Annotated in this window: 19 protein-coding genes; 14 read left to right on the top strand and 5 right to left on the bottom strand. The window is 65.3% G+C overall.

What is annotated here, in order from left to right; translation table 11 throughout:
* Position 1 precedes the first annotated feature (1 nt).
* The 5 genes from ATY02_RS23370 to ATY02_RS23350 all read left to right on the top strand — a co-directional run bounded on the left by ATY02_RS23370 (position 2) and on the right by ATY02_RS23350 (position 4500).
* On the top strand, positions 2-1450 hold the full coding sequence (locus ATY02_RS23370; protein WP_068581387.1) for an aldehyde dehydrogenase family protein: 1449 nt from the start codon (positions 2-4) through the stop codon (positions 1448-1450).
* A gap of 45 nt (positions 1451-1495) precedes the next feature.
* Positions 1496-2254, top strand: a complete 759-nt coding sequence (locus ATY02_RS23365) for an SDR family oxidoreductase (RefSeq protein ID WP_068581384.1) — start codon at positions 1496-1498, stop codon at positions 2252-2254.
* A gap of 44 nt (positions 2255-2298) precedes the next feature.
* A complete protein-coding gene (locus tag ATY02_RS23360; protein ID WP_068581382.1) occupies positions 2299-3270 on the top strand; it encodes a cyclase family protein in 972 nt (323 codons plus the stop codon).
* 105 nt (positions 3271-3375) lie between these two features.
* A complete protein-coding gene (locus ATY02_RS23355; protein WP_228022218.1) occupies positions 3376-3903 on the top strand; it encodes a hypothetical protein in 528 nt (175 codons plus the stop codon).
* A 78-nt stretch (positions 3904-3981) separates the two neighbouring features.
* Entirely contained in the window at positions 3982-4500 is a 519-nt protein-coding gene (locus ATY02_RS23350) for a hypothetical protein (protein ID WP_068581374.1), read from the top strand.
* Positions 4501-4504: 4 nt separating this feature from the next.
* Here the strand turns inward: ATY02_RS23350 and ATY02_RS23345 are convergent, their stop codons facing one another.
* Complete coding sequence (locus ATY02_RS23345; protein ID WP_068581371.1) at positions 4505-5077, bottom strand: LuxR C-terminal-related transcriptional regulator; 573 nt, start codon at positions 5075-5077, stop codon at positions 4505-4507.
* Between the two features lie 144 nt (positions 5078-5221).
* Between ATY02_RS23345 and ATY02_RS23340 the strand changes: the two genes are divergently transcribed.
* The 8 genes from ATY02_RS23340 (at position 5222) to ATY02_RS23305 (ending at position 14298) form a co-directional block, all read left to right on the top strand.
* Entirely contained in the window at positions 5222-6400 is a 1179-nt protein-coding gene (locus ATY02_RS23340) for an acetyl-CoA acetyltransferase (RefSeq protein WP_068581487.1), read from the top strand.
* Positions 6401-6402: 2 nt separating this feature from the next.
* Positions 6403-7941, top strand: a complete 1539-nt coding sequence (locus ATY02_RS23335) for a class I adenylate-forming enzyme family protein (protein WP_068581367.1) — start codon at positions 6403-6405, stop codon at positions 7939-7941.
* A 40-nt stretch (positions 7942-7981) separates the two neighbouring features.
* A complete protein-coding gene (locus tag ATY02_RS23330; protein ID WP_068581364.1) occupies positions 7982-9316 on the top strand; it encodes an MFS transporter in 1335 nt (444 codons plus the stop codon).
* A 307-nt stretch (positions 9317-9623) separates the two neighbouring features.
* Positions 9624-10682, top strand: a complete 1059-nt coding sequence (locus ATY02_RS23325; protein ID WP_068581361.1) for a helix-turn-helix domain-containing protein — start codon at positions 9624-9626, stop codon at positions 10680-10682.
* Positions 10683-10846: 164 nt separating this feature from the next.
* A complete protein-coding gene (locus ATY02_RS23320; protein ID WP_068595757.1) occupies positions 10847-11335 on the top strand; it encodes a hypothetical protein in 489 nt (162 codons plus the stop codon).
* Positions 11336-11409: 74 nt separating this feature from the next.
* Positions 11410-11967, top strand: a complete 558-nt coding sequence (locus ATY02_RS23315; protein WP_068581358.1) for a dihydrofolate reductase family protein — start codon at positions 11410-11412, stop codon at positions 11965-11967.
* Positions 11960-12505 (top strand): TetR/AcrR family transcriptional regulator, encoded by a 546-nt coding sequence (locus ATY02_RS23310; protein WP_068581356.1) that lies wholly within the window; start codon positions 11960-11962, stop codon positions 12503-12505. The genes ATY02_RS23315 and ATY02_RS23310 overlap by 8 nt, the downstream gene beginning before the upstream one ends.
* A gap of 176 nt (positions 12506-12681) precedes the next feature.
* Positions 12682-14298, top strand: coding sequence for a serine hydrolase domain-containing protein (locus ATY02_RS23305; protein ID WP_068581353.1), 1617 nt, complete (start codon positions 12682-12684; stop codon positions 14296-14298).
* Between the two features lie 28 nt (positions 14299-14326).
* Here the strand turns inward: ATY02_RS23305 and ATY02_RS23300 are convergent, their stop codons facing one another.
* The 3 genes from ATY02_RS23300 to fepB are packed head-to-tail and all read right to left on the bottom strand — an operon-like array spanning position 14327 to position 17313.
* Positions 14327-15355, bottom strand: a complete 1029-nt coding sequence (locus ATY02_RS23300) for an iron chelate uptake ABC transporter family permease subunit (protein WP_068581350.1) — start codon at positions 15353-15355, stop codon at positions 14327-14329.
* Complete coding sequence (locus ATY02_RS23295) at positions 15355-16404, bottom strand: FecCD family ABC transporter permease (protein WP_068581347.1); 1050 nt, start codon at positions 16402-16404, stop codon at positions 15355-15357. Before ATY02_RS23295 ends, ATY02_RS23300 begins: the two co-directional genes overlap by 1 nt.
* A 3-nt stretch (positions 16405-16407) precedes the next feature.
* Positions 16408-17313 (bottom strand): Fe2+-enterobactin ABC transporter substrate-binding protein, encoded by a 906-nt coding sequence (gene fepB, locus ATY02_RS23290; RefSeq protein ID WP_068581344.1) that lies wholly within the window; start codon positions 17311-17313, stop codon positions 16408-16410.
* 169 nt (positions 17314-17482) lie between these two features.
* Between fepB and ATY02_RS23285 the strand changes: the two genes are divergently transcribed.
* Positions 17483-18289: an ABC transporter ATP-binding protein gene (locus ATY02_RS23285; protein WP_068581343.1), complete on the top strand. Its 807-nt coding sequence runs from the start codon at positions 17483-17485 to the stop codon at positions 18287-18289.
* Between the two features lie 7 nt (positions 18290-18296).
* On the opposite strand, the gene ATY02_RS23280 is transcribed toward ATY02_RS23285, so the two are convergent.
* Complete coding sequence (locus ATY02_RS23280; RefSeq protein ID WP_031320051.1) at positions 18297-19115, bottom strand: IclR family transcriptional regulator; 819 nt, start codon at positions 19113-19115, stop codon at positions 18297-18299.
* Positions 19116-19132 lie beyond the last annotated feature (17 nt).

Raw genomic sequence — 19132 nt, 5'->3', positions numbered from 1 at the left:
CATGCAGCACAGACACTACATCGACAACCAATGGCAGGCCTCGTCCTGGAGCGAGGACATCCCGGTACTGGACCCCAGTAGCGGCGCCACCTATGCCCGCATCGCCCGGGGCACCGCCGAAGATATCGACCTGGCGGTGACCGCAGCACAGCGGGCCCTGGGGGAGAACTTCGACGGCCCCTGGGGCGCTCTTTCGGCCCTGGAGCGCGGGCGCTTGCTGGCCCGTCTCGGTGCCGCGGTGCTGGAGCACCATGAGCAGTTGGCGCAGATCGAGGCCCGGGATACCGGCAAGGCGCTCAAGGTGGCCCGGGCCGATGCCACGGCCCTGGCGCGCTACTTCGAGTATTACGCCGGCGCTGCGGACAAGCTTCACGGCCAGACCTTGCCCTACCAGGCCGGTTACACCGTGCTGAGCGTGCGCGAGCCCCATGGCGTGACCGGGCACATCATTCCCTGGAACTACCCGATGCAGATCTTCGGGCGCAGCGTCGGCGCGGCCCTGGCCGCAGGCAATGCCTGCGTGATCAAGCCGGCCGAGGACGCCAGCCTGTCCCTGCTGCGGCTGGCGGAACTGGCCGCCGAGGTCGGGTTTCCCAAGGGCACGGTGAACGTGGTCAGCGGTTATGGCCATGAGGCCGGCGCAGCCCTGTGCGCTCATCCCGGGGTAGCGCATATTTCCTTCACCGGCTCCACCGGTACCGGCGCCCTGGTAGCCAAGGCCGCTGCCGAGCGCCATTGCCCGGTGACCCTGGAGCTGGGCGGCAAGTCGCCACAGATCGTCTTCGCCGACGCCGATGTGGATCGCGCATTACCGGTATTGATCAACGCCATCGTGCAGAACTGTGGGCAAACCTGCTCCGCCGGCAGTCGCCTGCTGGTGGAGCGCAGCCTCTACGAGCCGCTGCTGGAGCGCCTGGCCCAGGGTTTCAGCCAGTTGCGCGCCGGCCCCTCGGAGCTGGACCTGGACATGGGGCCGCTGATCAACCAGAAGCAGCTGCGACAGGTACGTGAGTTCGTGCGCGAAGCCGAGGCCGCGGGGATTCCGGTGGCGGCCCGTGGCGTGGTAGTGCCCGAGGCGGGCAATGCTGGTTTCTTCCAGCAGGCCGTGCTGTTTCGCGATGTACCGGCCGACAGCCGCCTGGCCCGGGAGGAGGTCTTCGGCCCGGTGCTGGCGGTGATGCCTTTCGAGGATGAGGCCCATGCCATCCGATTGGCCAACGACAGCGCCTTCGGCCTGGTGGCGGGGGTCTGGACCCGTGATGGCGCGCGCCAGATGCGCATGGCCCACAAGCTGCGCTGTGGCCAGGTGTTCATCAACAACTATGGCGCCGGCGGTGGCGTCGAGTTGCCCTTCGGAGGGGTCAAGGCCAGCGGTTATGGCCGGGAAAAGGGCTTCGAGGCACTGCTGGGCTTCACCACCTTGAAGACCATCGCTATCCGTCACGACTGAAAGCCGCCACCGCGGCAGACAACAACAAGATCAGGAGTCACTCCCATGCGTCTAGCCAACAAGACAGCCATCGTCACCGGCGCCGGTTCCGGTTTCGGCGAAGGCATCGCCAAGACCTTCGCCCAGCAAGGGGCGCAAGTGATCGTCGCCGACTTGAATGCCACGGGCGGCCAACGAGTGGCGGACGAGATCCGTGCCGCCGGGGGCCAGGCCCATTTTGTCCAGGTCAATGTGGCCGAGGATGCCAGCGTCGCTGCGCTGTTGCGCGACACCCTGGAGCAGTACGGGGGCCTGGATATCGTGGTCAACAACGCCGGCACCACCCACCGCAACCGGCCGATGCTGGAGGTGGACGAGGCCGAGTTCGACCGGGTGTTCGCGGTCAACGTCAAAAGCATCTTCCTGAGTGCCAGGCACTTCGTCCCGCATTTTCGCGGGCAGGGTGGCGGGGTGTTCGTCAACATTGCCTCCACCGCGGCGGTCCGGCCACGGCCCGGGCTGGTCTGGTACAACGGCAGCAAGGGCGCGGTGGTGGTGATCAGCAAGACCATGGCCGCTGAGCTGGGGCCGGACAATATCCGGGTCAATTGCGTCAACCCGGTGGTCGGCGCCACGGCGTTGCTCAGTGAGTTCATGGGCGTGCCGGACACCCCGCAGAACCGCGAGAAATTCATGGCCGGCATCCCCCTGGGACGCTTCTCCACGCCCCAGGACGTGGCCAATGCCTGCCTGTACTTGGCCAGCGATGAGGCAGCCTTCATTACCGGCACCTGCCTTGAAGTCGATGGCGGACGTTGTGTATAGAGAGCATCCGGCGGTACCAACCCAAGCTACGGAGTGCAATCGACATGTGCGGGATCGACCACAACAACCAGCCCAACACCGCGAAACTCCTCGAAGGCCTACCCAGGAACTGGGGCAAGTGGGGGCCTGACGACGAAGTCGGCGCCCTCAATTACCTGCAGCAGGCCGAGGTGTTGCGTGGCGTTGCCGCGGTGCGCCAGGGCAAGACCTTCACCCTGCAAGTGCAGATCGGCCATCCAGGTGGCGATCCGATGTGGCCGGCGCGCAGTCCGTCCATGCGCTTCAACACCCTGGACCGCAGCCACTACCAGGCCGGCAAGCAGCCCTCGATGACTGGTGGCGCCGAGTACTGCGACGATGTGATCTTCATGCAGTTGCAAGGCTCGACCCAGTACGACGCCCTGGGGCATGCCTGGTACGACAACCAGTTGTGGAACGGCTACGACGCCAATACCACGGTGGGTGGCATGGCCAAGGCCAGCGTACTGCCGATCGCCGAACGCGGGGTGGTGGGGCGAGCGGTGCTGATCGACATGGCCCGTCATCGGGGCAAGAAGTACCTGGGCCGTGGCGAGACCTTCGACCATCGGGACCTGATGGCCGCGGCCAAGGCCCAGGGAGTGGCCATCGAGAAGCGCGACATCCTGATCATTCGCACCGGCTCCATGGGTGCCTTCTACGAGTACGGCAAGACTGAGTTCTTCAAGGACCTGGTGGAGCCGGGGCTGACCTACAGTCGCGAGCTGGTGGAGTGGTTCGACCAGATGGAGATCCCCAACCTGGTGACCGATACCATCGCCAACGAGGTGATCACCGATCCGTCGTCGGGAGTGCAGATCCCACTGCACTGTGCATTGATGCGCAACCTGGGTATCGCCTTCACCGAGATCGTGCTGCTCGAGGACCTGGCCGAGGACTGCGCGGCCGATGGCCAGTGGACCTTCCTCTACACCGCCGCGCCGTTGAAGATCGTCGGTGGCAGCGGGGCCCCGGTGAACCCGGTGGTGATCAAGTAGAGGGGCACGCAGGAGCGCGAGGCCGATAGCCTGCTGGAATCCGGGCGGCCAAAGGGGTTACCCTGCCGCCCGTTTTCCACGCTCGATATGGACCTTCGACCTCCCGTGACCGATATCTCCTCGCCAGGCTGTCCTTACTGTTCTTCCTCCGATCATGAAAGCGCCCACCGGGCCGTCCTCGACACCCTGCAGATCATGGGTGCCCACCCCGAGGCCGACGAAGATCGAATCGTCCAACTGCTACAGGAGCGTGGCTACTCGCCGAGCGTTGCCGAAAAGCTCAATGTCTTCGTGCCCACGGCCCTGGGCTGGCCACTGCTCAAGCGCCTGGGCGTGGAGCCTTTCGGTGGCTACTTCATCGCTTATGACGAGGCTGATGAAGAGGTACAGATCCCGGTGTCCAGCCAGCACTACTTCATCGCCGCATTGAAGCTGGCTTACTGCACGCTGGAGCACGGCTACAGCGAAGACTTGCCGCTCCAGGTCTATGAGCACGTCATCGGGCGCAGTGCCGAAATCAACGCCGTGAACAAGGCCCTGGCCCAGGACGTGAGTGTAGAGGGGGGCACGCTCGGGCCGTTGAAGGTACTGCGCATTCGCGCCAGCGACCTGCTGGACACGGTAGTCGGCTGACACGGGACTGGCGCCTGGGCAGGCTCAGGGTTACCCTGCCGCCCGTTTTCCACGACCGATATGGACCTTCGACCTCCCATGACCGATACCTGCCCACCAGATTGCGCCCATTGTTCTCCCGACGTCGATCATGAAACCGCCCACCAGGCGGTGCTCGATGCCCTGAGCGTCATTGCGGCCCACCCCGAGGCCGATGAGGACAGGATCGTCGAGTTGCTGCAGGAGCGCGGCTATTCGCCAATCGTTGCCGAGAAGCTCAATGCCTTCGTGCCTGCGGCCCTGAGCTGGCCAATGCTCAAGCGCTTGGGCGTGGAGTCTTTCGTCGGGCACTTCATCGCCTATGACGATAACGATGAAGAAGTGCAGATCCCGGTCTCCAGCCAGCATTACTTCACCGCCGCGCTGACGCTGGCCTACTGGACCGTCGAGCAGGGATTCACCGATGAGTTGCCACGTAGCACTTACCAGATGATTGCCGGCCGTAGCGCCGAGATGAATGCGGTGGACCAGATCTTGACGCAGGGCGGCACGGTGGAAGGGGCGACGGTGGGCCCGTTGCAGTTGCTGCGCATCAGCGCCAGCGACATGCTGGCCTAGGCATTCAACTGATGAAGATGATCTTGGATACCAGCTCCGCGCTGTTCTTGGCCTGAAGCTTCTTCATCAGCCGGGCGCGGTGCACCTCCACGGTACGGTGGGAGATACCCAGCTTGCGTGCGATTTCCTTGCAGGTCAGGCCGTTGACGATATGCAGCGAGATCTCACGCTCGCGGGGGGTCAACTGGATCGTCGGCGCCGGCTGGCGATCCAGGCGCTCGAAATGCCAGACCATCAGCTTGAACGGGTCTTGTGGGGTCAGGGAAAAGCCGTGGGCCCGGGCCCAGAACACCTCGCCATTGCGGTGCTGCATGAAGCGTTCGTCGGAGTACGAGGCACTGGGGCCGTTGCGCAGCCAGTGTTCGCTGCGCTCGCCAATGCTCTGGTAATCGGCCTGGGAGGGGTACAGCAACAGGGTCAGGTGACTCTGCAGGTACTTGCGTTCATAACCGAACAGGCGCTCGAAGGCCTGGTTGCAATCGAGCATGTGCCGGTGCCCGGTGATCAGTTGCGGTGCCGGCGAGACCTGGAAGGCCAGGCACTCAAGATCCTGGAGTTGTTGGGCATGTACGGTCATTGGGCATCCTGCCTCGTGGTCATTGAGACGCTCTGGTACGTGTAGGTACTACTTACTGATGTACGTAGTTGCCCCAACTAGCGTGTGATTCGGGCGCTGGATCATTGTATGGAATACCTGCTTCAAGGACAGAAGAAAATCACCATGACCCATGATTCCGTATCCATTGTCGCTGCCGCCCACAGCCCATTTGGGCGCCTGGATGGCATCAATCTCGAGGACCTGATCGTCAAGGTCACCCGTGACGCCCTGGCGGACGCCGCCATCGATGCCGCCGAGATCGACGCCCTGTTTCTCGGTCACTTCAATTCCGGCCTGGTGGCCGACGGTTTTGCCGCATCGCTGATGCTCCAGGCCGATCCGCAATTGCGCTTCAAGCCTGCGACCCGCTGCGAGAACGCCTGTGCCTCGGGGTCGGCGGCGATCCAGGCCGGGATCAATGCAATCCGCAGTGGCGCGGCAGAATTGGTGCTGGTGGTCGGCGCAGAGAAAATGACCAGCAACAGCACCGCCGACGTGACCCGGGCCCTGTCGGGTGCCGGCTACCAGCACGATGAGCGGGAGGCCGGCCTGAGCTTTGCGCAGCTCTTTGGCCAAGTGGCCCAGCAGTATGCCGAGCGCTATCACAGCCCACTGGCCTCGATGGCGGCGATCGCGGTGAAGAACCATGCCAATGCGATGTCCAATCCCTTGGCGCAGATGCACCGGGTCATGGATTTCGAGCATTGCAACAACATCTCCCAGAGCAACCCGGTGATCGCCCAGCCCCTGCGGCTTACCGACTGCTCGCTGATCAGCGACGGTGCGGCGGCGGTCATCCTGGCCTCGCCACGGCGCGCGCGTTCCATGCAACGCCAGGTAGCGATCCGGGCCATGACCCAGGTGAACGATTTCCTGCCCCTGTCGAGCCGCGACGTCCTGGCCTTCGAAGGGCCGCAACGGGCTATCCACGGCGCCATGCGCGAAGCGGGAGTGACCCTGGGCGACCTGAGCTTTGCCGAGGTGCATGACTGCTTCACCATTGCCGAGCTGCTGATCTACGAAGCCATGGGCCTGGCGCCCAAGGGCGAAGGGCATCGAGCCCTGGATGACGGCACCGTACGCCACGGCGGTCGCCTGCCGGTGAACCTGTCCGGCGGCCTCAAGGCCAAGGGGCACCCGGTGGGGGCCACCGGCGTATCGATGCATGCCCTGGGCTTTCGCCAACTGATCGGCCAGCCCATTGGCCTGGGTGTCCCCCGGGCCGAGTTCGGCTTGCTGTTCAACATGGGAGGCATGGCGGTGGCCAACTATGCCTCGGTCCTGCAAGCCGTCCGGGCCTGAGGATGAACATCGCCCATTGGTTGCTCGACGCCGCCCAACGCTGGCCGCAGCGCGCGGCACTGTTCGACGGCAACCGCCAGGTGGCCGACTACCAGGCATTCGCCACACGGGTTCGCCAGCGGGCATTGCAGCTGCGCCACGAGCAGGGCATCGCCCCGGGAGACCGGGTGGCGTTGCTGATGAAAAACAGCTGCGACTACCTGGAACTGCTCTATGCCATCTGGTGGAGCGGGGCGGTAGCGGTGCCGATCAACAGCAAGCTGCACGGCCTGGAAGCGGCCTGGATCGCGGGCAATGCCGGCGCCCGGTTGATCTATACCGATGACGGCCAGGTCTTCGGCTCGGGAAACCTGCCCGGCGACTGTCGCGAGATCTGCGGCTACGAGCTGTCGGCTGCTCCTGAGTCCGCAGTGGCGGAACTGGCGCAGCCATGGCCACGCCAGGACACGGACCTGGCCTGGTTGTTCTATACCTCCGGCACCACCGGTCGCTCCAAGGGCGTGATGCTGTCCCACGGCAACCTGATGGCCATGTCGCTGTGCTACCCGCTGGATGTCGATCCTGTGGATGGCGGCGATGCGGTGGTGTATGCCGCGCCGATGTCCCATGGCGCCGGGCTCTACAACTTCATTCATGTGCGCTGTGGTGCCCGGCACGTACTGCCGGCGTCGCGGGGGTTCCAGGCAGCGGAGCTGTTCGAGCTGGCGCAGGAGCTGGGGCCGGTCAGCCTGTTCGCCGCGCCGACCATGGTCAAGCGCATGGTGGAGCAGGCCCGGCAGCAGGGGTATGCCGGCGAGGGGATCAAGACCATCGTCTACGGCGGCGCTCCCATGTACCTGGCAGACCTGGACCAGGCCCTGGAAACCTTCGGCCCGCGCCTGGTGCAGATCTACGGCCAGGGCGAGTGTCCGATGAGCATCAGTGCCCTGGCCCGGGAGGCCATCGCCGACCGTGACAATCCCGACTGGCCGGCCATTGCGGCTTCCGTGGGCCGTGCGCAGTCTTGCGTGGAGGTGCAGGTGATCAACGCCCAGGGGCGTGTGTTGGCACCAGGCGAAGCGGGGGAAATCGCCGTGCGTGGCGCCCCGGTGATGCTCGGCTACTGGGACAATCCCCAAGCCACCCAGGCGGCCCTGGTGGGTGGCTGGCTGCTCACCGGCGATATCGGCTTCCTGGATACCCGCGGCTACCTGACCCTGACCGATCGCTCCAAGGACGTGATCATCTCCGGGGGCAGCAATATCTATCCACGGGAAGTGGAGGAGGTACTGGTCCAGCACCCCGAGGTGTTCGAAGCCTGCGTGGTGGGCGAAGCGGATGCCCACTGGGGGGAGTCGGTGGTGGCCTTCGTGGTCCTGCGTTCCCCTGGAAGCCTCGACTCCCAGGCACTTAACGAGTGGTTCCTGGCGCATATGGCGTCGTTCAAGAAACCGAAGAAATACCTGTTTTGCACCGAGTTGCCGAAGAACAGCTACGGCAAGATTCTCAAGACCCATTTGCGCCAGAGCTTGCAAGACCCAGTGGAGGTCGGCAACCTCTGAGCCGTTTTTCCATGGAAGCAGTACAACAGGAGTTCCCAGCATGGGCTTGTCACACACCAACCCCCAGCGCCAGCGGCGCCGGGCCTTTATCGGCGCGACTTCCGGCCACTTGATCGAGTGGTACGACTATGGCGTCTACGGCTTCCTGGCCGTGTATATCGGCAAGGCGTTCTTCGTCTCCGATGATCCCTCCAGCAGCCTGCTGGCCAGTTTTGCCGCCTTTGCCCTGAGCTTTTTCATCCGTCCCCTGGGCGGCCTGTTCTTTGGTCCCCTGGCAGACAAGATCGGCCGGCGCCGGACCCTGATCACCGTGCTGGTGATGATGGCCGGCTCCACCTGCCTGCTGGGCCTGTTACCGACCTATGCCAGCATCGGCATCGCCGCACCGATCATCCTGATTCTGGTTCGCTGTGTGCAGGGGTTCTCCGCCGGCGGCGAGATCGGCACCATCACCAGTTTCATTGCCGAATACGCCGGCCCCGGACGCCGGGGCTTCGCCACCTGCTGGCTGATGGTCACTGCGGTGCTCGGCCTGCTCCTGGGCGGCGCGGTGGCCAATGGCATGACCTGGGTCCTGGGCGCCGAACTGATGCAGGACTGGGGGTGGCGAATCCCGTTCCTGGTCGCCGGGCCGCTGGGTTTCATCTCCATGTACATCCGCCTGAAGCTGGAAGACAGCCCGGAGTTCCTGGCCCTGGTACATGCCGGAGAGACCTCCAAGGCACCCTTGCGCGAAGTCTGGCAGTGGAAGCGCTCGATCGCCCTGGTGTTCTTCATCATTACCTTGCATAGCTCGATCTTCTACCTGGTGCTGACCTTCGCCTCGACCTACATGTCCAACACCCTCAAGTTCGACAGTGGCACCACCTTGCTCTATGTGTTCGTCGCCAGCCTTTCGGCGGCGGTGGTGATGCCCTTTGGCGGCGCGTTCACCGATCGCTATGGGCGCAAGCCGTTCTTGATGGTGATCGGTGTCCTGGCGACCCTGGCCATGTACTGGTTCTTCAAGGTCGCGCCCACTGCCACGCCGGCCACGCTGTTCTGGCCACTGATGGCGGTGGCGATCCTGTTCGGACTCTATGCGTCCTCGACCTATGCCCTGATGAGCGAACTGCTGCCGACCCGCATTCGCTCCACCGGTATTGCCGTGGCCTACAACATCCCTGTCGCCGCGTTCGGTGGCAGTGCTCCACTGATTTCCACCTGGCTGATCAAGCTCACCGGTGATATCTCCTCGCCCTGGTACTTCTATGTAGCCACTGGGGTCGCGTCGCTGCTGGCCCTGGTGGTGCTGCGCAAGGAGGACTTCGTGGCTTGCAGCCGCGACGCTCGGCACCAGGAACTCCCAGCGTCACCGCTGCTGGCCAATCCATAACCACGCGCCCGCCCTGGCGCTCGCACCTGGGCCTTCCACCCACCTGGTCCCGTCATGCCTGCAAGGCCCTTTTTCGGGCCTTGCAGCGGATACCCGGCCGGTGCTTCGCTGGGGGGCTGGACACATCCTTCGATCTGCCCAGGCCTGTCTTTGCGTCGGCCCGCCATGGGCACTGGCAGCATCAGGCCCGCACGTCGCGGCCTGTCGGCAAGCTCACGGTATTGGTTTAAGGTAAGCGGCGGCACTGGATGCGTCCCGGGGTGCATCCCAGGCGCGACAGCCCGAGTAGTCCAGCCAGGGACCGGCCTTGAATCCCCATCTCTTTCAGTTCTCCAGCCAGGCCTATGCGCCCGCACACCGCTTCGACATGTGGCGCGAGGAGGTCAATGCGATCTTCCAGATCAGCATCGAGCAGGCGCTGGCCTCGCGCTTCAACTACCAGTTGAGCACCGGCTACGTGGGCTCGATTCTTGTGGGTTGTGGTACCTGGGCCGGTGCTGGCGAGCCAGTGGCCTATGGCGTCCGCCGCCCGCAGCAGATGATTCGCCGCGATGGCCTGGACCACCTGTACCTCTGCCTGGGATTGAACCATTCGTTGCACGGCATGGCTGGCCGGACCCCATTGCAGGCCGGGCCTTCGAGCATCTATGTGCTGGACCTGGCCCGGGAGCTGGACTCGCAGATCATTGCAGGCGACACGGTGATCCTGACCCTGGCCCGGGACCTGCTCAGCCCACGTCTGCGTGCGGCCAACCTGCACGGCAGCCTGGTCCAGGGCCCCTTGGGCAGCCTGCTGGGTGACTACCTGCGTAGCTTGCGTCGGCAGTTGCCGCTGCTGCGTGGCGAGGAGCTGGTGGAGGTCGAGCAGGCGACCCTGGCCATGGTCACGGCGGCGCTAGCGCCCAGTGCCGCGACCCTGGCAGAGGCCCAGGCCCCGATCAACCATACGCTGGTGCAGCGGGTACGACGTTTCATCGAGGCACACTTGCGTTCCCCCGAACTCACCCCATCGCTGATCTGTCGCGAAGTCGGCATCTCCAGGGCCCAGCTGTACCGCTTGTTCGCCCAGGAGGCCGGAGTGGTGGCCTACATCCAGCAATGCCGCCTGGACCGGGTGCGGCGCATCCTGGAAAGCCCCCTTGGCGCCCACCAGCGCATTTCGACCCTGGCCTTTGACCATGGCTTCAAGAGTGAGTCGCACTTCAGCCGGGTGTTTCGCCAGGCCTTCGGCTATTCACCCCGGGATGCCCGCGACCGGCGCCCGGCCACACTACCTGCCAAGGCTGGAGCCGTGAGCGTCGAAGGTCCGGGGTCGCTGCTCGAGGTCCTTGACCGACTCGACACCCAGGTGCGTTTGAGACGCTGAGCACAGTGTTGGAGACCCACAGGTCAATCGGCCCCGGTGGCCGCTGATAGCATCTTTTTCGCCCATTTCCAGGCCGAGCCGCGCGAGCGGTCGACCGCGAAAGGAATCCCCTGGACGAGCCACTCATGGGACATGAGGGCTCCTGGATACGTGAAGAGGATGTTATGAAACTTCGACTGATGTGCATCGCGACCCTGGCCCTGGTCTCTGCGTGCAACGGCAATGGCGGGCTGAATCTCCCCGGCCTGGCCCAGGGCCAAGGTCCCCAGGCGCAGATCTATGACGCTTCGTTCGCCAAGCGCAACTTCGTGGTGGGCAAGACTTCGCCGGACGATGTGCAGCGCCTGTGCGGCGATACCCCGGAAAAACGCTACGCCTCCGATGGCACCGAGTACTGGACCTACCGCAGCGATGCGAACGGCGGCTACGCACCGGGACGCTCGACCATGCAGCAGATGCTCGCCAAGGCCTGGAGCCATGTGCCGTCCAATGAGGTGACCGGCGCCGCGGCCAACGAATACAACCTGGCCACGGGGGGCAATGGAGTGGTGGCCGGCATGACCAACCAGCTCATGGGCAAGCCCACTGGCCCGGCGCACATGTTGCAGCTGTACTTCAAGCAAGGCGTGTTGCAGTCCTACAGCTTGAATTGAGGTCTCTGCTTGCCAGGATGCCCCGGGAGTGAATTATCATACGCCGTATGTTTATTCCCCAGAGGCACCGCGACATGGCATTCGGCAAGGTATTCATCGCCACTTCGGTAGACGGGTTCATCGCCCGCGACGATGGCCGCATCGACTGGCTGCCCCCCGGCGAGCCCGGGGAAGACTATGGCTATGCGGCTTTCATGGCCTCGGTGGATGGCATCGTCATGGGGCGTGGCACCTACGACACGGTGCTGGGGTTCGAGCCCTGGCCGTTCACCAAACCGGTGGTGGTGATGAGCCGCACCCTGGACCCCGCCGATGTGCCGGAGCACCTGGCTGATCGGCTGCGCATCAGTGGCGCCGAGCCGGCGCACCTGGTGGCGCAGTTGCAGGCCGAGGGTTGGCGCCAGGCCTATATCGATGGCGGTACGCTGATCCGGGCTTTTCTCCGGGCGGGACTGATCGACGAGATGGTCCTGACCCGGGTGCCGGTGCTGATCGGCAGTGGCCGGCCATTGTTCGGCCTTCTGGAGCAGGACTTGCGCCTGCAGTGCCTCGACACTCGGCAATACCCCAACGGCTTGGTCAGCAGCCGCTATCGCCTGGAGCCTGCGCAGCCGGGCCACTGCCATGACTGAAACACGCAAGCGCAGTGGTCGCCCGGCTGCCGGTCATGCCCTGAGCCTGGATCAAGTGCTGGACGCCGGCCTGGAGTTGCTGGAGGAGCTTGGCGCCCAGGGGTTCGGCATCAGGGCCCTGGCGCGGAAACTGGCGATTACACCGATGTCGGTGATCTACCACGTGGGCGACCAGCAACAACTGATGCAGTTGTTGGTGGAGCGGGTGCACGGCGAGCCGCTGGAGGAGCCCGCCGAATCGATGCCGGCGGTACAGCGGGTCCAGGTATTGCTGGGGCACTACATGGCCCGGGTACGACGTTATCCGGCATTGACCCTGTGCGTATTCGGTGACCCGCGGTTGTTCGGCGGTTCGCTGTCGGCCTTCAGCGAGCGCCTGCGCCATGAAGTGCGGCAGTTCGATGCCGAGCCCGAGCTGTTGTTCGATCTGCTGGTGGACTACACCCACGGCCACGCCCTGGCGCTGGCCTTGGCCGGGGAGGGCGCGCAACCGCTTGCCGGGGCCTTCGAAGCCGGGCTGCGGCGCCTGCTGCGCTGAGACCCAGGCTTGACCGGGGGCGGCCGTTCCAGGCGCCGGCGCCTGGCCTGCGTATCGATGCACTCTTCTTCACAGAAAATCACTGACTTGCGACAGATTGCAACGGATGCCCTCGGGATACTGGCCAGGCTCCGAAGGAGCATGAAGGACCGCCACGTGAGAAGAGGAAGACATCCATGCGTTCAATACTTGCAACCTTGCTGATCTCCCTGGGGAGCACGACGCTGGCCAATGCCGCGGCGACCCCGGCGTTTGACCAGGTGTTCCGTGATTTGAAACCGGACCAGCCCGGTTGCGCCGCGGGGGTCATGCGTGATGGCAAGGTCGTCTGGAGTGCCGGCTACGGCATCGCCAACCTGCAGACCGGTGCCCCGATCAGGACCGATACGCTATTCAACCTGGCGTCGGTGTCCAAGCAGTTCACCGGTTTTGCCATTCTCCAGCTCGAAGCCCAGGGGCGCCTGAGCCTGGACGATTCGATCCGGCGTTTTATCCCCGAGCTACCGGCCTACGCCCAGGACATCAAGATCCGCCACCTGCTGCACCACACCTCAGGGCTACAGGACTACATGTTGCTGGCCGAGCTGTCGGGCATCGGCTATTCCGAGCCTTTCACCCAGCAGCAGGCCTTGCAGATGCTGTTCAAGCAGAACGCCACGATGTTCCCCGTCGGCGCTGAGTTCAGCTATAGCAACAGTGGCTACCTGTTGCTTTCCACCATCGCCGAGCGAGTGTCGGGGATGCCCCTGAAGGCCTACTCGCAAACCCAGATATTCAAGCCCCTGGGCATGACCCGTACGCGTATCGTCGACCAGTATCCGCTGCGACTGCCGAACCTGGCCGAGAGTTACGAGCTTGATAGCGAGACCAAGGCCTATGAGTTCGTGGATGTACGCTGGGAACAGACCGGTGATGGCCAGGTGCACAGCACCGTGGTGGACGTGATGCGCTGGATGCGCAACCTGTCCACCGGGCAGGTAGGAGGCCGGGCGCTGGTGGGCAAAATGCGCCAGACCGAGCCGTTGGCCGACGGCGATCCCGGCTACTACGGCATGGGTGTTGGCCTCTCGCGTTATCGCGGGTTCGATGAGGTGTCCCACAGCGGTGGTTGGGCCGGCTATAACACCCATGTCGCCTGGTACCCGAAGATGGACCTGGCCACCGTGGTGCTGTGCAATTCGCCGGTCCCGGATGCTTCGGCGCGTGGCTATGCATTGATGGACACGGTACTGGGCTCGCCCAATCCGTCCCCGGGCCACGATATCCCGCTACCGGTACCCAGTATCAAGGCCGTTCCACCGGCTCCGTTGAACACCCTGGTGGCCGGTACCTACCTCGACGACTCGGGGCATCAGTTCCAGCTGCAACGCAGCGACAACCGTTTTACCCTCAATACCTTCCCCGACACGCTGGCGCTGTCCCGGCTGAGCGAGCACCTGATGGCGGCCGATAACGAAGGCTCGCCGATCTACCTGGCTGCGACTTCGGGAGCGCGCATCGTGTCCACCAACCCGGCCTCGACCTACACCCTGGCCGCTCCCTGGAAGCCCCAGGATATCCAGCGGTATGTGGGGATCTACAAGTTGCAGACCTCATCCGGGCAGCTCAAGGTCTACCCCAAGCAAGGCAAGCTCTACATTCGCATCGGCAAACACACCTATCCCATGCAGCCGCTGGCGGCAGAGCGATTCAGTGCCCAGGACCTGGGAGTGATTCGCTTCGAGCAGGATGGCCAGGTGCTGACCAGCAGCCTGGCACGCAACCTGCGGTTCGTGCGCGCCGAGGCCAAGTGATCCTGGGTATTGCCTGCTGGCGCATCCCTCAGATGCGCCGGCTGCGCACCAGCAGCCAGAGCAGGTAGAAGCCGCCCAGCAGGCCGGTCATCAGGCCGATGGGCAGGTTGACGCGCTCGGCCAGGCGCTGGCTCAGCAGATCGGCCATCAGGAGCAATACCGCACCCATCAAGGCACCGGACAGCAATGGCACCCCGCAGCCACGGGTCAGGCGCCTGGCCAGCTGCGGGCCGGCCAGGGCGATGAAGGCGATGGGGCCAGCGGCGGCGGTGGCGATGGCGGTCAAGCCGACGGCCACCAGTACCATCGTCAGCCGCGTGCGTTCCACCGCGATTCCTAGTTGGGTCGCGCTGGCATCGCCCATCTCCAGCAGGTCGACTTGTCGGGCGTGGTACAAAGCGATCGGCGCGATCGCCAGCAGGCCGATGGCGGCGGGCACCACATGGGACCAGGTACGGGTGTTGAGCGAGCCGGCCAGCCACAGCTGGGCGAACATCGCCTGGTCCAGGTTGCCGGTCACCAGCAGCAGGCTGTTCAGCCCTGAGAGGCTAGCGCCGACGCCGATCCCCACCAGTACCAGGCGGTAACCCCCGGTGGTTCCCGCCTTGCGCGCCAGCAGCACCACTGCCAATGCGGTACACAGCCCGGCAACTAGAGCGGCGAGGGCAGTCGCCAGCGGGCCGGAGTCGAACAGCATGATCTGCACGATGGCGCCGCTGGCGGCACCGGTAGTGAAGCCGATCACATCCGGCGAGCCCAGGGCATTGCGGGAAATGGACTGGAAGATTGCCCCAGCCATGCCCAGGGCCATGCCCACCAGGGTGGCCGTCAGGGTCCGGGGCAGGCGCACCCGCTGGATGACGCGTTGGGCGGTGGCGTCCTGGCCTTGACCCAGGAGGCTGGCCAGCACTTCGCCGGGGGACAGGGCCAGGCTGCCGCTGCCCAGCAACAGTGTCCAGAGCAGCAGGGCCAGTAGCACCAGGGCGCAACAGACCAGCAGCGTACGCGGTTGCCAAGCCACCGACAGCGAGCCCAGGCGCAGGGCGTGGCGGCGCATCACAGGCGGCTCAGGCGAAAGCGCCTGACCAGGACGATGAAGCACGGGCCACCCAGCAACAGGGTGATGATCCCGGCGGCCAGTTCCTGTGGCGCCACCAGCACGCGGCCGAGCATGTCGGCGGCCAGCAGCAGGCTCGCCGCCAGCAGCGCCGAATAGGGCAGGATCCAGCGATAGTCCGGACCCACCAGCATCCGCGCCAGGTGCGGCGCCACCAAACCGATGAAGCCTATGGGGCCGGCCATGGCGGTGGTCGCGCCGGCCAGCAGCATCACCGCCAGGCAGGCCAGCAGCCAGGTCAGGCGCAGGTTCACACCCAGGGCCCGGCCAAGCTCGTGGCCCAGGGCCAGGGCATTGAGCCGCGGGCCGATGGCCAGGGCCAGCCCCAGCCCGCAGGCAACGGCCATGGCCGGCAGCGGCAACAGGGCCAGGCTGGTGCTGGCCAGGGAGCCCGAGGCCCAATGACGAAAATGATCGAACACCTGCGGTGGGCAGTTGAGCACGATGATTCCCGTCAGCGAGGCCAGCATCACCGACAACCCCGCTCCGGCCAGCACCAGGCGCACCGGGTTGGTCCCGGTCTCATGGGCCCGGCCCAGCAGGAACACCAAGGCCCCGGCCAGCCCGGCCCCGCAGAAGGCCAGCCACAGCGATTGGAGCATGCTGGTCAACTGCCCCAGCGCCACGCCGCTGATTACCGCCAGGGCCGCGCCGGCATTGATGCCCAGCAGCCCAGGTTCGGCCAGGGGATTGCGGGTTACGGCTTGCATCAGCGCTCCGGCGGTACCCAGGGCCATTCCGGCCAGTAGCGCGACCAGGGTTCGCGGCAGGCGCAGCTCATGCAGAATCAGGTGCTGGTCGTTGCTTGGATCGAAGGCGAACACAGCCTGCCAGACGACCTCCGGGGCGATGCTGCGCGAGCCGCTGGCCAAGCTCAGCAGGGCCAGGCCGGCGAGGACCGCCAGCCCGGCCAGCAGGCCCCAGCGACGCGTCTTGTGGCGCCGCGAAAGCGCCAGCGCTGGAGCAGCGCCCTGGGCGAACAGGTCCATGGTTCAGCGAAACTGCGCGGCGACGGTATCGATCATCTGGCGCCCGGAGTAGTAGTCGATACGAAAGGAACTCGGGCCCAGGGCATATACCCGCTTGTGGATCACCGCCGGCAGGTTGGCCAGCACCGGGTCGGCAAGAAACGCCTGCACATCCTGTTCATCGGCGCTGAGCAGGAACACGCTGTCGCCAGTGATGGCGGCAGGCAGGTTCTCCCGGGAGATGAACTGGAAGTCCGAGGCGCGGGTGACGCTTGCCGCCAAGGCCTCGGGCAGCGGCGCGACCTTGAACCCCAGGGCGCCGAGCAGGCGCGCCTGGGGGCTGTTCAGGCGGCCGATGGAGTAGCTGCCCGCGATGTTGTAGCCCACCACGCTGACCGGCCCCGCTGGCAGCTTGATGGCGGCGGCGGTTTGCGCGGCGTACTGGTCGAAGCGCTGGATCGCGGCCTGGGCCTGTCGCTCAAGCCCGGTGTGCCGACCCAGCTCGGTGGCGATGTCCTGCCAGCTCTGGTTCGAGTAGTCCACCACCAGGGTACGGATGCCCTGGGCCTGGAGTTCGCCACGCTGGGCGATCACGCTGTCGGCTCCGGTGGCGGACAGCACCAGCAGGTCGGGATCGCTGGCGATCACTGCCTCGATGTCGAACTGCAGGTTCCGATACAGCACCTGGACCCCCCGTTGCTCGGCCACTTGCGCCCATTGGGAAAAGAACCCGCGCGAGTCGGTGAGGCGGCTGGGGGTGGCGGCGGCGCTGGCCACCAGGGGCGCCTCCATGGCCAGCAGAATCCCGGTGACGCTGGGGCTGGTGGAGACGATGCGCGCAGGCATGGCGGCAGCGGCGCAGGCCAGTTGGCTGCAAAGGGCCAGGATTGCGGCGCTGAGCAGCCGAGTGGCGAGACGTGGATTCATCATGGGTCCGTCGGGTTATGGGGTGGCAGTGGCAGGGCCTTCGGTGGAGCTTGCTGGGTCCGGATCGCATGATGCATATGATAATGCTTCTCATGCAATGCGTTCCATATTGTAGAATCAATTCCGCAATTGCAACCTTTCACACCCCAGGTATCCAGGAATCTTCTTGCCCATGACTCACCGCTTGCATGCCGATGCCGTGACCTTGCGCCATGACGCGCGAATCATTTCCCAGGACCTTTCCCTGGCCATCCCCGATGGGTCGTTCACCGTCATCGTCGGTCCCAACGCCTGCGGCAAGTCCACCCTGCTGGCGGCGTTGTCGCGCTTGCTGGCCCCGGCCAAGGGTCAGGTGGTGCTCGACGGCAAGGACATTCGCCAACTGCCGGCCCGGGAAGTCGCCCGGCGCCTGGGCCTGCTGCCGCAGAGCGCCATGGCGCCGGACGGCATCACCGTGGCCGAGCTGGTGGCCCGGGGGCGTTATCCGCACCAGTCGTTCTTGCGCCAGTGGTCGCCGGACGATGAGCGGGCGGTACTGGCGGCCATGGCCGCGACCCGGGTCGACACCCTGGCCGAACGTTTGCTCGACGAGTTGTCCGGTGGCCAGCGCCAGCGAGTATGGATCGCCATGGTCCTGGCCCAGGAAACCCCGATCCTGCTGCTGGACGAGCCCACCACGTACCTGGACATCGTCCACCAGATCGAGCTGCTGGAACTGTTGGCCGAACTCAATCGCCAGGGCCGCACCATCGTCGCGGTGCTGCACGACCTGAACCAGGCCTGCCGCTATGCCAGCCACCTGATCGCCCTGCGTGACGGCGCCATCGTCGCCCAGGGCGCACCGGCACGAATCTTCACCGAGGCGCTGGTACAGGAGGTGTTCGGATTGCCTGCGCTGATCATCGCCGACCCGGTCAGCGGCACACCGCTGATGGTGCCCCTGGGCCGGGCAGGGGCACCGGACTCGTCCGGAGCCTGAGGCGGCTTCAGCGCCGAGGGGCGGGCGGCACCTGGGGCACCATGCGGCCACCGGTGGCCTGGTTCACCAGCGCGGCTTCGTGGAACAGCGCCTGGCGGTCTTCGGGGGCCTGCAGTTGCCCCAGGTCAGTGACGGTGGTCATCACGCAGACGATTTCCTGCTGGGCATCGAATACCGGCGCAGCCTGCCCGGTGACGTTGGACAGCAGGTGGCTGGTCATCTCGGCCCAGTGCGCCTGGCGCACTTGTTCCAGCACCGCGGCAGTGGGCGGCGTGCCACGAAAGTGCGCCGGCTGTTGCTTGCGTGCGGCATCGATCACGGCCTTGGGCAGGAAGGCCTGGAACACCAGGCCGCAGGCAGTGTTGTCGATGGGCAGGATGTCCCCCAGGGCCAGGGGGTTGATGGAGAAGTAGGCGCTGCGATGCCAGCGCACCAGGGTTGGTCCGCGATCGGTCCAGATCGCCACGCCACCGCTGGCCGCATGTTGCTGGGCCAGGGCCTTCATGTGCCGGGCGGCGATATCCACCGCGTCGATGCGCTTGAGTGCGCCGATGCCGATGCTCAAGGCCGCCGGCCCCAGGTCGTACAGGCCACTGGCCGGGTCCTGCTTGGCCAGGCCTTCCTTGACCAGGCTCTGCAGGTAGCGGTGCGCGGTGGAACCGCCGGTACCGGTGCGGCGCGCGACTTCCCCCAGGGCCAGCTCGCCTTCGGCGTTGGCCAGGGTATTGAGAAAGCGCGCGGCAATGGAAACCGACTGGATCACCCCGGAGCGTTTCTCCGAGGGCGGGTCCTGGGTGTCATCCAGCGGGTTCTGCGAAGTGTTCAACGGCTTGGTCTCCTCAC

Source organism: Pseudomonas sp. BIOMIG1BAC (assembly GCF_001705995.2).
In the GTDB taxonomy this organism is placed as follows: Bacteria; Pseudomonadota; Gammaproteobacteria; order Pseudomonadales; family Pseudomonadaceae; genus Aquipseudomonas; species Aquipseudomonas sessilinigenes.
Note: the sequence above shows the minus strand (reverse complement) of the source record. Positions and strands in the feature narration are given on the sequence as shown.

Excerpts from the sequence above, each read along its gene's own strand:
- ATY02_RS23285 (WP_068581343.1), top strand. The coding sequence starts at position 17,483 with ATGACTCACCGCTTGCATGCCGATGCCGTGACCTTGCGCCATGACGCG.
- ATY02_RS23350 (WP_068581374.1), top strand. The coding sequence starts at position 3,982 with ATGACCGATACCTGCCCACCAGATTGCGCCCATTGTTCTCCCGACGTC.
- ATY02_RS23365 (WP_068581384.1), top strand. The coding sequence starts at position 1,496 with ATGCGTCTAGCCAACAAGACAGCCATCGTCACCGGCGCCGGTTCCGGT.
- ATY02_RS23320 (WP_068595757.1), top strand. The coding sequence starts at position 10,847 with ATGAAACTTCGACTGATGTGCATCGCGACCCTGGCCCTGGTCTCTGCG.
- ATY02_RS23300 (WP_068581350.1), bottom strand. The coding sequence starts at position 15,355 with ATGCGCCGCCACGCCCTGCGCCTGGGCTCGCTGTCGGTGGCTTGGCAA.
- ATY02_RS23315 (WP_068581358.1), top strand. The coding sequence starts at position 11,410 with ATGGCATTCGGCAAGGTATTCATCGCCACTTCGGTAGACGGGTTCATC.
- ATY02_RS23305 (WP_068581353.1), top strand. The coding sequence starts at position 12,682 with ATGCGTTCAATACTTGCAACCTTGCTGATCTCCCTGGGGAGCACGACG.
- ATY02_RS23370 (WP_068581387.1), top strand. The coding sequence starts at position 2 with ATGCAGCACAGACACTACATCGACAACCAATGGCAGGCCTCGTCCTGG.
- ATY02_RS23340 (WP_068581487.1), top strand. The coding sequence starts at position 5,222 with ATGACCCATGATTCCGTATCCATTGTCGCTGCCGCCCACAGCCCATTT.
- ATY02_RS23345 (WP_068581371.1), bottom strand. The coding sequence starts at position 5,077 with ATGACCGTACATGCCCAACAACTCCAGGATCTTGAGTGCCTGGCCTTC.
- ATY02_RS23360 (WP_068581382.1), top strand. The coding sequence starts at position 2,299 with ATGTGCGGGATCGACCACAACAACCAGCCCAACACCGCGAAACTCCTC.
- ATY02_RS23295 (WP_068581347.1), bottom strand. The coding sequence starts at position 16,404 with ATGGACCTGTTCGCCCAGGGCGCTGCTCCAGCGCTGGCGCTTTCGCGG.
- ATY02_RS23310 (WP_068581356.1), top strand. The coding sequence starts at position 11,960 with ATGACTGAAACACGCAAGCGCAGTGGTCGCCCGGCTGCCGGTCATGCC.
- fepB (WP_068581344.1), bottom strand. The coding sequence starts at position 17,313 with ATGATGAATCCACGTCTCGCCACTCGGCTGCTCAGCGCCGCAATCCTG.
- ATY02_RS23335 (WP_068581367.1), top strand. The coding sequence starts at position 6,403 with ATGAACATCGCCCATTGGTTGCTCGACGCCGCCCAACGCTGGCCGCAG.
- ATY02_RS23330 (WP_068581364.1), top strand. The coding sequence starts at position 7,982 with ATGGGCTTGTCACACACCAACCCCCAGCGCCAGCGGCGCCGGGCCTTT.